The sequence below is a fragment of the Thauera humireducens genome (assembly GCF_001051995.2).
Lineage (GTDB): Bacteria > Pseudomonadota > Gammaproteobacteria > Burkholderiales > Rhodocyclaceae > Thauera > Thauera humireducens.
This window is the reverse complement of sequence record NZ_CP014646.1, coordinates 599,312-612,269: the sequence shown is the minus strand read 5'-3', so window position 1 is coordinate 612,269 and position 12,958 is coordinate 599,312. Positions and strand designations below refer to the sequence as shown.

Genomic DNA, 12,958 nt, shown 5'->3' with positions numbered 1-12,958 from the left:
GATCCGCCGCCATGAGTTCTCGCCACACCGATACCCGCCAGCACATCCTCGACACCGGTAACCGCATGATCGCGGCCAAGGGCTTCTCCTGCGTCGGTCTCGCGGAACTGCTGCAGGCCTCGGACGTGCCCAAGGGCTCGTTCTATCATTACTTCAAGTCGAAGGAGGCCTTCGGCCAGGCCTTGCTGCAGGACTACTTCGACAACTACCTGGGCCAGTTGGACACCCTGTTCGGCACGCCCGGGCTGGATGGCAGGACGCAGCTCCTGCGCTATTTCGGCCAGTGGCGCAGCACCCAGGCGCAGGAAAACTGCAACGAACAGAAGTGCCTCGTGGTCAAGCTCGGCGCCGAGGTTGCGGACCTGTCGGAAGCGATGCGGCTCACGCTGCGCGACGGCACCGACCGCATCATCAGCCGCCTCGCCGACTGCGTGGAGAGCGGCGTCGCCGACGGCTCGCTGCCGGCGCTCGAGCCCCTGCCCACGGCACGCACGCTGTACCAGCTCTGGCTCGGCGCCAGCCTGCTGGCCAAGCTGCACCGCGACGAAAGCCCGCTCGAGCATGCCTGGGCGGCCACCCAGCATCTGCTCGAACCCTGATTTTTTTGCCCGAACGCTAGACGACCAGTCTAATTTCTCCATCCCAGAGGCCGCCGACACGGCGGCGCAAGGAGCCGACATGCTGAACTTCGATTACTACAACCCCACCCGCATCGTCTTCGGCAAGGACAGCATCGCCCGCCTCGACGAACTCGTGCCGGCCGACGCCCGCGTGATGGTGCTGTACGGCGGCGGCAGCGCCGAACGCAACGGCACCCTGGCCGAGGTCGAGGCCGCGCTCGGCGCACGTACCGTGCAGCGCTTCGGCGGCATCGAACCCAACCCGGCCTACGAGACCCTGATGGGCGCGGTCGAGCAGATCCGCCGCGAGAAGCTCGACTTCCTGCTCGCCGTCGGCGGCGGCTCCGTCATCGACGGCACCAAGTTCGTCGCCGCAGCGGTGAACTACGCCGGCGAACCGTGGAACATCCTCGAGACCGGTGGCAAGCACGTCACCCAGGCCCTGCCGATGGGCTGTGTGCTGACGCTGCCCGCCACCGGTTCGGAGATGAACTGCTTCTCGGTCGTCACCCGCAAGTCGCTGCAGGCCAAGCTCAGCTTCGCCAGCCCGCTGGTGTTCCCGCGTTTCTCGGTGCTGGACCCGGTCAAGACCTTCACGCTGCCCCCGCGCCAGATCGCCAATGGCGCGGTCGATGCCTTCGTGCATGTGATGGAGCAGTACATGACCTACCCGGTCAATGCACCGGTGCAGGATCGCTACGCAGAAAGCCTGCTGCAGACGCTGATCGAAGTCGGACCGCAGGCGCTGGCCACGCCCGAGGACTACGAGGTGCGTGCCAACCTGATGTGGACCGCCACGCAGGCGCTCAACGGCCTGATCGGCGCCGGCGTGCCGCAGGACTGGGCGACGCACATGATCGGCCACGAGATCACCGCCTTGTACGGTCTCGACCACGCGCAGACGCTGGCCATCGTGCTGCCCAACCTGCTCCAGCAGCGTCGCGACGCCAAGCGCGCCAAGCTGCTGCAGTTCGCCGCACGCGTGTGGGACATCCACACCGGCACCGAGGACGAGCGCATCGACGCGGCCATCGCCCGCATGCGCGCCTTCTTCGAGTCGCTCGGCGTCAAGACCCGCCTGTCCGACTACGGCATCGGCGCCGACGCGGTCGACCGCATCGTCGCCCAGCTCGAGGCCCACGGCATGAAGAAGCTCGGCGAACACCGCGACATCGACCTCGCCACCAGCCGCCGCATCCTCGAAGCCTGCGTGTAAGCACGGCCCCACCCTCAACCCCGACCGACTCGCACAAGAACCCCGAAAAAGGATCACGCATGACCGCACTGTTTCAACCCTTGAAGCTCAAGGACGTCACCCTGCGCAACCGCATCGCCATTCCGCCGATGTGCCAGTACATGGCCACCGACGGCGTCGCCAACGACTGGCACCAGGTGCATTACCCGGCGCTCGCCCGCGGCGGCGCCGGCCTCGTCATCGTCGAAGCCACGGCCGTCTCGCCCGAGGGTCGCATCAGTCCGGCCTGCCTGGGCCTGTGGAACGACACCCAGGCTGCGGCACTGGCCCCCATCGCCGCGTCGATCAAGGCCGCCGGCGCCGTGCCCGGCATCCAGATCGGCCACGCCGGCCGCAAGGCCAATGCCAACCGCCCGTGGGAAGGCGACGACCACATCCCCGAGGGCGACCCGCGCGCCTGGGGCACGATCTCGCCCTCGGCGATCGCCTTCGGCGCCAACCTGCCCAAGGTGCCCAAGGCGATGACGCTGGACGACATCGCCCGCGTGCGCGCCGACTTCGTGGCTGCCGCCCGGCGGGCGCGCGACGCCGGTTTCGAGTGGCTGGAACTGCACTTCGCCCACGGCTACCTCGGCCAGAGCTTCTTCTCGGTGCACGCCAACCAGCGCGACGACGCCTACGGCGGCAGCCTGGAGAACCGCAGCCGCTTCCTGCTCGAGACGCTGGCCGCCGTGCGCGAGGAGTGGCCGGAGCACCTGCCTCTGACCGCCCGCTTCGGCGTCATCGAGTACGACGGCCGCGACGAGGAAACGCTGGCGGAATCGATCGAGCTGGCGCGCAACTTCAAGCAGGGCGGGCTCGACCTGCTGAGCGTCAGCGTCGGCTTCTCGACCCTGCAGGCCAACATCCCCTGGGGGCCGGCCTTCCTCGCCCCCATCGCCGGCCGCGTGCGTGCCGAAGCCGGCCTGCCCGTCGCCTCCGCCTGGGGCATCGACGATCCGCAAGTGGCTGACAGCACGGTCGCCAAGGGCCAGCTCGACCTCGTCATGGTCGGCCGCGCCCACCTCGCCAACCCGCACTGGCCGATGCAGGCGGCCCGCGCACTGAAGATCGATCGCCCGACCTGGGTGCTGCCGGCGCCGTACGCACACTGGCTTGAACGCTACGGCGCACGCTGATCGCGATTGCCGCGGGTACACTGAAGCGGGGCCGGGGTGGATTCCACCTCGGCCCCGTGCAATTTCACACGCAGAAATGCGTGTTTTCTCCCTTTCCGTCTTTTTGTTCTTTTAATCTGTATCGCCACAAATGATGTCTTTTTACTGAACACCCACCCGTCGCAGACCGCCGTGCGTCGCCGCCCGCCGGGTTGGCACACCACAGTCGAGCCGCCAGACGAGCCGGGCGGCGACCCGGCTGAATCGCAGATCCCGAAGAAAAAATAGAAGGAAGCCGAGTGCATAGCCACACCCTGCTGGTCATGGCTGCGATCCTGATGTGCATCGTCACGATGGTGCTCGCGGTGATGTGGCACTTCAACCGCCGCATTCCCGGCCTCGGCAGCTGGGGGCTGGCCTACCTGAGCGGCTTCGCGCTCTGCGGTCTGCTCCTTGCGCACGGCCGCCTGCACGAAGCGGTTTTTGTCGCCGCGGTGCAGACGCTGACCTTCCTCGTCGCCTATCTCAATCTTGCCAGTGCGCGCGCCTATGCCGGCCGCCCCCCGCTGCCGCGCCGCTACGTCGCCGGAGCCCTCACCGGCGTTGTCGCCCTGTCTCTGTATTTCACGATCGGACAAGCCCATCCGGGCGCACGGTTTGCCGTATCGAGCCTTGCGGCCGGCAGTCTCTTCCTGCTGAGCGGCCGAGCCTTGGCGACGGGCAGCATCGCGCACTATCCGGCGCGCTACCTGTTCGCGCTCGCCAGCGGCGCACATGGTGTTTTCCTGTTGCTGCGACCGCTGCTTTTCAGCCCGGGCAGCGCAGGCCTGTTCGACGCGACGAACATGCTGACGATTTCGCAGTTCGTCGTGTTGGAGTCGATCGTCGCATTGATGCTGATGGCCTTTTGCATCCTGATGCTGGCCAACGAGCACAGCGCGGCGAAACTGCGCCGTCTGGCCGAGCGTGACCCACTGACCGATGTCTTCAACCGGCGCTCCTTCCTGAACCTGTTCGACAAGGCCCTCAGCCAGGGCGCGCGCAGCGCCCGGTCCGTCGCGGTGCTGCTCGTCGACCTGGACCGCTTCAAGTCCATCAACGACAGCGTGGGCCACAAGGGGGGTGACGAAGCCCTGCGCCATTTCGTCCGCACTGCCGTGGCGACGCTGCGCAACGAAGATGTGATCGGCCGGTTCGGGGGCGAGGAGTTCGCCATCCTCCTGGCCGGCAGCGGACTCCATGACGCCCTCGCAACCGCCGAGCGTCTGCGTGCAGCGATCGAAGCGAACCCATTGCAGCTCGGTGGCGCCACGATGGTGCTGACGGTCAGCATCGGCGTCGCAAGCTCGTGCAGGCACGACGACGCCGACGCCATGCTCGACCGCGCAGACAAGGCGATGTACGCCGCAAAGCACAAGGGTCGCAACCGGGTCGAAACCCTGGATCAGGAATCCGGTCTGCGCCTGCCCCAACATGCGGCTTTGCCGCAGGCGGGCCGCTAATGGGAATTCGCAGCGGGAAGTGATGCGCGCTACCCGCGCGTCCCGGGTGCCGCGCAAGCCTGGCCCGCGCCCCCCAAAGGACGCGACACCAGTTCGCCGCGGTAGCCGGATTCGGCCGGGTCCGGCACATGGAAGCAGCCCTCTCCGGAATTCCAGAACACCAGCAGCCGCACGCTGCCGCGCAGGTGTGCGGCCGTGATTTCGTCCGGCAGGATCGCGGCCTTCTCCTCTGCAAGCGCCTGGACCTCGGCCTCCAGCGCCGATCCGGCGCGGTCGCGCGCATGGTCCGCGATCAGGCCGGCGAAGGCCACGCAGGCCCGCTCGTATTGCGAGGCCGAGACATCCAGCGGAAACAGCAGCTTCACCGTCCAGCCCTCGGGAGAGGCATAGGCGAAAGACAGGTTGCCCGAGAAATACGCGTCGGCCACCAGCGAACCGTCCTGCCTTCGCAAGCGACGGATCACCGAGGCACCGCGACTCAGGGCCTTGTCGTAGAGCCTGCCCAGGCCGCGCTTGAGTATCTGGTAGTGATCCTTGCCGGCCTCGGCCAGCATGGCACCGAAGTACTTTTCCCCCACCCAGATCAGAACCGCGGTCGGGAAGAGCCATTCGACAAAGGCCTGTGGCCCCAGGTCCTGATGCTCGACAGAGCACCCAAGGCCCGCCGCCTCGAGGTCCTCGACGGCATCCGCCAGCTCACGTTCGGTATCGGGCGACAGAGTCTGGATCAACACGGACGTTTCGTTCGGAACCGGCATCGCTCAAACCTCCATTCGTCCATCAGGGGCCGCCGATCGGGGCAGCGTGAGGGTCGCGCCTGCGCCCCGCTCTGACTCTAGTCGGCCTTCTCGTCCTCGTGAAGGCCGGACGGCGCCATCTCGCCGACCCGAAATGGGCCGACCGCCCCCGATTCTCAGCGCAGCTGGGCTATCCTTCGGGGACGCGGCCGGGGTGCCCCGGTGCAACGCCGGAGTGCCAGAATGAAGCTGCTCCTGTCGGGCCTGAGTCCCGAAACGAACCTCGACACGCTGCGCGAGCGCATGAGTCATTTCGGCCCGGTCGGTACGATTGAGGTCATCCGCGAGGGCGACCCCGACACGCCGTGGTTCATCGTCGAACTCGACCTGCCGCCCGGCGCCGCCAACGACGTTGCGCGACGGATCGACGGGATCTATTTCCACGACCGCTTCATCCACGCACGAGTGCTGCTCCATGGTTGAGACCCGACGCAGTCCATCGTCCACCGCCGTGTCCTCTCAGCGACACCGCCAGCGGGCACGCGTCGCTGCGCTGGGCGGCACGATCCTGCTCGCAGTGCTGACAGGATGCAGTGAGCCCCCAGCCCCCGAGCCAACGCTCGACCCGGTACGCCCGGCCCTGATCCTCGCGGTTGGTCCGCAAGCGGCCACGGAAGGCGGACTCCGCTTGCCAGGACGCATCCGCGCGGCCAAGCGCGCCGAGCTCTCGTTCGACGTGCCCGGCTTCGTCGACCGCTTCAGCCTCGAGGAAGGGCGGCGGGTGAAGGCCGGGGAGGTCGTTGCGCACCTGGACGACCGCATCTACCGATCGCGGCTCGACGCTGCACGTGCCGAGTTCGAGCGCGCGCGCAGCGACCTCGCGCGCTACCAGCGGCTGTGGGACACCGAGATGGCGGTCGCGCGCTCCGAGGTCGATGACCGGCGCGCCCGCCTCGAAACCGCGCGAACCAGCCTCGCCGCTGCCGAGCGCGACCTCGCCGACACGGTCATCAAGGCGCCTTTCGAGGGTGTGATCACCCGCCGCCGTGTCGAACCCTTTACCAACGTGCAGGCCAAGCAGCCGATCGCCGAGCTGCAGGACCTGCGCGCGCTCGAGGTGGTGGTGAACGTGCCGGAGCGCCTGGTGCGCCACATGCGGCCGCAGCAAGGCGCGGTCGCCTTTCTGGAAGGCGACCGCGCGGTGGAGAACGGCACTGGCGCCCCGGAGCAGGCGCTGACGCTCGAACTGAAGTCCTTCGCAGCCGAGGCCGATCCGCTGACGCAGACCTATGTGGTGGTGCTTGCGGTGCGCTCGGCGCCGCCAGGCACGAACCTGCTGCCGGGGATGGCGGTAAGCGTGGAGCCGGCGGCGAATACGGCTGAAACGACCGACGCCTCCGGAGCGAGCGCCGCAATCACCGTGCCGCTCGCCGCCGTCGCCGCCGACGGACACGGCCAGCCGGGTGTATGGGTGGTCGGGAACGACGGGCGGGTCGCACGCCGGGCGATCCGCACCGGCGCCATCGTCGGCGCCGAGATCGCCGTGGACGCCGGCCTCGCCCCGGGCGATCGCATCGTCGCCGCCGGCATCGGCGCGCTGCGCGAGGGTATGCCGGTGCGCCCGCTCGAATCCCGCTGAGTCCGGGACGCAGACATGAACATCGCCGAATACACGATCCGCAAGGCGGTCGTCGCCTGGATGGTCACGCTGCTGGTGCTGGTGGGCGGCTGGCTGTCCTATGAGCGGCTGGGACGCTTCGAGGACCCGGAGTTCGTCATCCGCCAGGCGGTGGTCGTCACTGCCTACCCGGGCGCCTCGCCGGCACAGGTGGCCGAGGAGATCACCGACCTGATCGAGGGCGCGGTGCAGCAGATGCAGGAGGTGGAGGAGATCACCTCGGTGTCGCGCGCCGGTGAATCGCTGGTGAAGGTCGAGGCCAGACTGGCCTTCTCGCGCACCCAGGCCGAACTCGACCAGGTGTGGGACAAGCTGCGCAGCAAGATCGCCGAGGCCGCGCGCGCGCTGCCGCCAGGCGCAGCGGAGCCGGTGGTGAAGAGTGACTTCGGCGACGTCTTCGCGCTCTTCTACGCCCTCACCGGCGACGGCTACAGCCCGCGCCAGCTGTGGGACTACGCGGACCTCCTGCGCCGCGAGCTGGTGCTGGTGCCCGGTGTGGCGCGGGTTGCGCTGCTGGGCGAGCGCAAGGAGGCGATCTACGTCGAGGTGTCCAGCGCCCGCGCCGCGCAACTGGGCGTGCCGCTGGACCGGATCCATGCCTCACTGCGCGCGCAGAACCTGATCGCGCCTGCGGGGGCGGTCGGCGCCGGCCCGCTGCGACTGCAGATCCAGCCGGCCGATGACGTCGTCTCGGTGGAAGCCCTCGGTCAGCTCGTGGTGGCCGGTGACGCCAACAGCGGCCTGCTGCGCCTGCGCGACGTGGCCGACATCCGCCGCGAGTACGTCGACCCGCCCGCCGCGCTGATGCGCCATGACGGCCGGCCGGCAATCGGGCTGGGCATCTCCAACGTGCAGGGCGGCAACGTCGTCGAGATGGGCGATGCGGTCAAGCGCAGGCTGGCCGAGCTGGAAGGCCAGCGCCCGATCGGGATGGAGCTGAACGTGGTCTCCTTCCAGTCGGACTCCGTGCGCGCCGCGGTGTCGGGTTTCGTCGACAACCTGGTGGCCGCGGTGGTGATCGTGGTGGTAGTGCTGTTGCTGTTCATGGGACTGCGCAGCGGGCTCATCATCGGCGCGGTGCTGGTCCTGACCGTGGCCGGCACCCTGATCGCGATGCTGTTGGACGGCATCGCCATGCAGCGCATCTCGCTCGGCGCGCTGATCATCGCGCTGGGGATGCTGGTGGACAACGCCATCGTGGTTACCGACGGCATTCTGGTGCGGCTGCAAAAGGGCGAGCAGGTGGCCGCCGCGGCGGGCGCGGTGGTGCGCGCGACGGTATGGCCGCTGCTGGGCGGCACGGTGGTCGGCATCCTCGCCTTCAGCGCAATCGGCCTCTCCCCCTCCGACATGGGCGAATACGCAGGCTCACTGTTCTGGGTAATCCTGTATTCGATGCTGTTGTCGTGGCTGTTCGCCATCACGCTGACCCCGCTGCTGTGCGCCGCCTTCCTGAAGGTGAAGGTGCAGGCGGCCGACCGCGAAAGCCGGCTGCTGCGCGCCTATCGCCGCCTGCTGGAGGGCGTGCTGGCCCACCGTGTCGTGAGCGGGATTGCGCTGGCCGGCCTGCTCGCCGCTGGCGTCGTCGCGTTCGGCCACGTGCCGGCGGGCTTCATGCCCGATTCGGCGCGGCCGCAGTTCGTGGTCGACCTGACGCTGCCGCAGGGCACCGACATCCACGCCACCGCGGCGGTCGTCGGCCAGGCCGAGGCGAAGGTGCGCGCGGCGCCCGGCGTCACCCACGTTTCGAGCTTCATCGGCCAGGGCGGGCTGCGCTTCATGCTGACCTACAGCCCCGAGGACCCCAACCCCGCCTACGGGCAGCTGCTGGTCGACGTCGAGCGCCTCGAGGACATCGCCGGCCTGATCGAACGCCTGCAGCCCGAGCTAGAAGCCGCCTTTCCGGACGCGAGCGTGAAGGTGTGGAAGTTCATGCTTGGCCGCGGCGGAGGGAAGAAGATCGAAGCCGCATTCCGCGGCCCCGACCCGGCGGTGCTGCGCCGGCTGGCGGACGAGGCCAAGGCGATCATGGCCGCCGACCCCGATGCCGTGGCCATCCAGGACGACTGGCGCCAGTCGGTACCGGTGGTGCGCCCACGCTTCTCGGTCGAGGCGGCACAGCGCGCCGGCGTGCTGCCCTCGGACATCGCGGCCGCGCTCGAGCGCAACTACGTCGGCCAGCAGATCGGCATGTATCGCGAGAACGAGCGTCTGATTCCCATCCTCGCCCGTTCGCCGGCGGACGAGCGCCGCGGCGTGGAGGATCTCGGCAACGCCCAGGTGTTCAGCGCCACCGCCGGCAAGTACGTGCCGGTGAGCCAGTTCATCGAGCGCATCGACACGGTGTGGGAAGACGCACTGATCCGGCGCGAGAACCGCTTCCCGACCATCAAGGCGCAGTGCGACCCGCCTGCGGGTCAGTTGTCCGCGCCGCTTTTCGAGCGCCTGCGGCCTCGGATCGAGGCCATCGCCCTGCCGCCGGGCTACGCGCTGGAATGGCATGGCGAGTACAAGGCCTCGGCCGAGGCCAATGCCGGACTCGCAGCCGCTGCGCCCTTCGGCTTCGCAGCGATGGTGGTGGCGGTGATCGTGATGTTCAACGGTCTGCGCCAGACCGCGGTGATCTGGCTCACCGTGCCGCTGGCGGTCGTCGGCGTGGCGGTCGGACTGCTGGTGTTCCAGGCGCCCTTCGAGTTCATGGCCATCCTCGGCTTCCTGAGCCTGACCGGCATGCTGATCAAGAACGCGATCGTGCTGGTGGACCAGATCGACGTCGAGATCCGCGACGGCAAGCCGCGCCTGCTCGCGCTGCTCGACGCCTCGGCCAGCCGTGCGCGCCCGGTCTTCCTCGGCGCAGCGACCACGGTGCTCGGCGTGGCGCCGCTGCTGGTCGACCCCTTCTTCCGCAGCATGGCGGTGACGATCATGTTCGGCCTGATCTTCGCGACCGGCCTCACGCTCGTGGTGGTGCCCCTGCTGTACGCCAGCTTCTTCCGCATCCGCGAGGACGAGACGCGCACGACCGCCTGCAGCACGCCCGGCCCGGAGAGCGCAGCATGAGTCCGACGCGCATGTCCCGGTCCCCCATCGCCCTCACCATGCTGAAGCGGCGCAGCCTGCCCCTGATTGCCGTGGCAATGCTCTGCGGCTGCCAGTCGGCCCCCTTCGTCGCGCCGGCAATCGACCTGCCGGAAACCTGGCACCGGCCCCCGGAAGCTCAGCCGGGCGACGCGAGGACGGGCGAAGCCCGTCTCCTTCCGAACCCCGACGCGCTGCCGGACAGTCTCGCCACCCTGCCCTGGCACGCCCTGCTGCCCATTCCCGAGCTGCACGCGCTCATCGACGCAGCCCTCGCCGCCAATGCCGACCTGCGCATCGCGATCGAACGCATCGAGCTTGCCCGCGCGCAGTACGGCATCGAGCGCGCCGCCCTGTTCCCGGGCATCGATGCTTCTGCGAGCGCATCCCGCGAACGCTTGCCAGGCTTCGATCCGCGCGAGAACACGATCAGCGAGAATGCCTCGGTCGGCCTGACGATGCCCGCGTGGGAGATCGACCTGTGGGGGCGGCTCGAGGCACGCACCGAAGCGGCACGGCGCGAGGTGCTGGCCAACGCGGCCCTGGCAGATGGCGTGCGCACCAGCCTGATCGCCCAAGTCTCCTCGCTGTACCTCGAGCTCCTCGATCTGGACGCCCAGCACGAGATCACCCGCCGCACGATCGATGGCCGGCGCAAGGCGCTGCGCCTGACCCGTGCGCGCTTCGACGAGGGCGTCTCGTCCATTCTCGACGTGCGTCAGGCGGAATCGCTGCTGGCGGGCTCCGAGCAGGCGCTTGCCGACCAGGCGCGACGCATTGCCCAGACCGAAAACGCACTCGCCGTCCTGCTCGGGCGCAATCCGGGCACCATCAGGCGCGCGTCACACCTCGATACGCTCACGCCGCCTGCGCAGGTCACCACCGGGCTGCCGTCCGAGCTGCTGCAGCGACGCCCGGACATCCGCGCCGCGGAAGCGTCGCTTCGTGGCGCGGGCGCGAATCTGGACGCCGCACGCAAGGCCTTCCTGCCGCGCATCACCCTGACCACGCTGCTGGGGTTCGCCACCACCGACCTTGCCCAGCTGTTCGACAGCGGCCGCCAGGCATGGTCGCTCCAGCCTGCCGTCGGCCTGCCCCTGTTCGACGCCGGACGCCTGCGCTCGGGCGTGGCCGCCGCCGAAGCGCAGCAGCGCATCCAGGTGGAACAGTACAAGGCCACGATTCGCCAGGCCTTCCGCGAGGTCAGTGACGCACTGGTCGCCTTCGAGCAGCTCAGCCGGCAACGCGACGCCACGCGCAAGGTCGTTCACGCCAACCGGGAGCGCCTGCGTGTCACCAACGCGCGCTACCTCGCTGGCATCTCCAGCTATTTCGAGGTAATCGACGCCGAACGTCAGCTTTTCGACAGCGAGCTGGCGCTGTCGCAGACCAGTCGCCTGCTGCATCAGTCGGTCGTGCAGCTCTACCGGGCGCTGGGCGGCGGATCGAGCACCGCGCAGGGCTGAAACTGGCCCGGCAATGCGGTCTCAGGGCCGGTCGTCCAGCGCCCGCTTCAGGCGCCGCACTGCCTCGCCGACATTGCCCTCGTCCAGATTGCCGTAGCCCAGCACCAGGCCGTTGCAGCGCACCGGCGGCCGGGCGTAGGCGGACAGCGCCCGCACGCCCAGGCCCAGCGCGGCAGCGCGTTGCGCCACGGTCACGTCGCGCACCTGATCAGGCAACCACATCACCAGATGCAGTCCGGCCTCCCCGCCGGACAAGGCCACATCCGGCCCGAAGGCCTGCTGCAGGGCCGTGCGCAGTGCCGCCTGCCGGCTGTTGTAGCGTGCGCGCATGTGACGCAGGTGGGTGATGTAGTGGCCGCGCCGGATGAAGTCGGCCAGCGCACGCTGCTCGATGCCCTGCCCGGCGCGCGTGGCCAGTGCCGCGGCATGGACGAAGTCGTCGGCAATCGCCCGCGGCAGCACCAGATAGCCGAGTCGCAGCCCGGGATAGAGCGTCTTGCTGAAGGTGCCGGCATAGACGACCGGCGCATCGGGCTGCAGGCCGAACAGCGCGGGCGGCGCCGGGCCGCCGCGGCGGAACTCGCTGTCGTAGTCATCCTCGACGATCCAGGCACCAGCGTCGCGGGCACGCTCGATCAGGGCCAGGCGGCGCGACAGCGGCATCACGCCGCCAGTGGGGTACTGGTGCGAGGGCGTCACCATGATCAGCCGCGGGCGATGGCGGCCCCAGTCCTCCTCGTCCGGCGCCAAGCCTTGCGCATCGACGGTGACGTCATGCACCTGCAGGCCGGCCAGCCCGAAGGCGACGCGGGCAGCAAGATAACCGGGATTCTCCACCCACGCGGTGTCGCCATGATCGGCCAGCAGCCGGGCGCAGAGGTCGAGCGCGGCCTGCGTGCCACTGGTGACGACGATCTGCCCGGGCGTCACGGCCAGCCCGCGCACGGCGGTCAGATGATCCGCCAGGGCCTCGCGCAACTGCGGGTCGCCGCCATGCGCGGCATAGCCCAGCTGACGCCAGCCGGCATCGCGCCACACGCGCTCGAGGCAGGCGCGCCAGCTGCGGAAAGGGAATGCACCGAAATCCGGCACACCGGGCGAGAACGGCAGCGCCTCGGCATCACGCGCGGGCTCGCGCTGGCATGCTGCCGAGGCGCGTACGGAAAGCCCGGGCGGCGCCGTCGATGACGCGGCCGTCGTCACACATGCCGCGCCCCGCGCCGGCAGCGGCGCCACGCAGGTGCCCTGGCGGTCCGCGACCAGACAACCCTCGGCGACCAGCTGCTCGTACGCGAACAGCACCGTGTTGCGCGCGACCCCCAGCGTCGCGGCCAGGCTGCGGCTGGCAGGAAGGCGCATACCGGCGGGTAGCCGTCCCGACAGCACGCCCTCGCGCAGGCGCAGGTAGAGCACGCGCTGGCGCGGCACGGCCGCGGGCAGGGGCGGGGACAGCAGCCAGTCGAGTTCCATCGTGGCTCCATGAATCATGACTTTTGTGGCGCTATGTAAGGTACCACCGAGACCC

General features: G+C 69.1%; 10 protein-coding genes. 8 read left to right on the top strand and 2 right to left on the bottom strand.

All coding sequences use genetic code 11. The annotated features are described in order from the left end of the window. Positions 1-11: 11 nt before the first annotated feature. The 4 genes from AC731_RS02945 (at position 12) to AC731_RS02930 (ending at position 4,474) form a co-directional block, all read left to right on the top strand. A complete protein-coding gene (locus tag AC731_RS02945) occupies positions 12-599 on the top strand; it encodes a TetR/AcrR family transcriptional regulator (RefSeq protein WP_048709143.1) in 588 nt (195 codons plus the stop codon). Between the two features lie 79 nt (positions 600-678). Further along, complete coding sequence (locus tag AC731_RS02940; protein ID WP_048709141.1) at positions 679-1,836, top strand: iron-containing alcohol dehydrogenase; 1,158 nt, start codon at positions 679-681, stop codon at positions 1,834-1,836. A 59-nt stretch (positions 1,837-1,895) separates the two neighbouring features. Further along, the gene (locus tag AC731_RS02935) at positions 1,896-2,993 is read left to right on the top strand and encodes an NADH:flavin oxidoreductase/NADH oxidase (RefSeq protein ID WP_048709139.1); all 1,098 of its coding nucleotides are present in this window, start codon (positions 1,896-1,898) and stop codon (positions 2,991-2,993) included. A 278-nt stretch (positions 2,994-3,271) separates the two neighbouring features. Further along, positions 3,272-4,474: a GGDEF domain-containing protein gene (locus tag AC731_RS02930; RefSeq protein WP_048709137.1), complete on the top strand. Its 1,203-nt coding sequence runs from the start codon at positions 3,272-3,274 to the stop codon at positions 4,472-4,474. A gap of 29 nt (positions 4,475-4,503) precedes the next feature. On the opposite strand, the gene AC731_RS02925 is transcribed toward AC731_RS02930, so the two are convergent. Further along, positions 4,504-5,232: a hypothetical protein gene (locus AC731_RS02925; protein ID WP_048709136.1), complete on the bottom strand. Its 729-nt coding sequence runs from the start codon at positions 5,230-5,232 to the stop codon at positions 4,504-4,506. Between the two features lie 222 nt (positions 5,233-5,454). Here AC731_RS02925 and AC731_RS02920 point away from each other — a divergent pair, with 222 nt between their 5' ends. Genes AC731_RS02920 through AC731_RS02905 form a run of 4 tightly spaced genes read left to right on the top strand, consistent with a single transcriptional unit; the run spans position 5,455 to position 11,433 of the window. Continuing rightward, on the top strand, positions 5,455-5,694 hold the full coding sequence (locus AC731_RS02920; protein ID WP_004253299.1) for an RNA recognition motif domain-containing protein: 240 nt from the start codon (positions 5,455-5,457) through the stop codon (positions 5,692-5,694). Beyond that, positions 5,687-6,850 carry an efflux RND transporter periplasmic adaptor subunit gene (locus AC731_RS02915; protein ID WP_048709134.1) on the top strand — a complete coding sequence of 388 codons (1,164 nt, stop codon included), beginning with the start codon at positions 5,687-5,689 and terminating at the stop codon, positions 6,848-6,850. Before AC731_RS02920 ends, AC731_RS02915 begins: the two co-directional genes overlap by 8 nt. Before the next feature lie 15 nt (positions 6,851-6,865). Then, positions 6,866-9,949, top strand: coding sequence for an efflux RND transporter permease subunit (locus AC731_RS02910; protein ID WP_048709131.1), 3,084 nt, complete (start codon positions 6,866-6,868; stop codon positions 9,947-9,949). A gap of 11 nt (positions 9,950-9,960) precedes the next feature. Then, the gene (locus AC731_RS02905) at positions 9,961-11,433 is read left to right on the top strand and encodes an efflux transporter outer membrane subunit (protein WP_048710523.1); all 1,473 of its coding nucleotides are present in this window, start codon (positions 9,961-9,963) and stop codon (positions 11,431-11,433) included. A gap of 21 nt (positions 11,434-11,454) precedes the next feature. On the opposite strand, the gene pdxR is transcribed toward AC731_RS02905, so the two are convergent. Next, the gene (gene pdxR, locus AC731_RS02900; protein WP_048709130.1) at positions 11,455-12,903 is read right to left on the bottom strand and encodes a MocR-like pyridoxine biosynthesis transcription factor PdxR; all 1,449 of its coding nucleotides are present in this window, start codon (positions 12,901-12,903) and stop codon (positions 11,455-11,457) included. Positions 12,904-12,958: the final 55 nt, after the last annotated feature.

Bases quoted from the DNA above. Each gene is read 5' to 3' on its own strand.
- AC731_RS02915 (WP_048709134.1), top strand. From the start codon at position 5,687: ATGGTTGAGACCCGACGCAGTCCATCGTCCACCGCCGTGTCCTCTCAG.
- pdxR (WP_048709130.1), bottom strand. From the start codon at position 12,903: ATGGAACTCGACTGGCTGCTGTCCCCGCCCCTGCCCGCGGCCGTGCCG.
- AC731_RS02905 (WP_048710523.1), top strand. From the start codon at position 9,961: ATGTCCCGGTCCCCCATCGCCCTCACCATGCTGAAGCGGCGCAGCCTG.
- AC731_RS02935 (WP_048709139.1), top strand. From the start codon at position 1,896: ATGACCGCACTGTTTCAACCCTTGAAGCTCAAGGACGTCACCCTGCGC.
- AC731_RS02925 (WP_048709136.1), bottom strand. From the start codon at position 5,232: ATGCCGGTTCCGAACGAAACGTCCGTGTTGATCCAGACTCTGTCGCCC.
- AC731_RS02920 (WP_004253299.1), top strand. From the start codon at position 5,455: ATGAAGCTGCTCCTGTCGGGCCTGAGTCCCGAAACGAACCTCGACACG.
- AC731_RS02945 (WP_048709143.1), top strand. From the start codon at position 12: ATGAGTTCTCGCCACACCGATACCCGCCAGCACATCCTCGACACCGGT.
- AC731_RS02940 (WP_048709141.1), top strand. From the start codon at position 679: ATGCTGAACTTCGATTACTACAACCCCACCCGCATCGTCTTCGGCAAG.
- AC731_RS02910 (WP_048709131.1), top strand. From the start codon at position 6,866: ATGAACATCGCCGAATACACGATCCGCAAGGCGGTCGTCGCCTGGATG.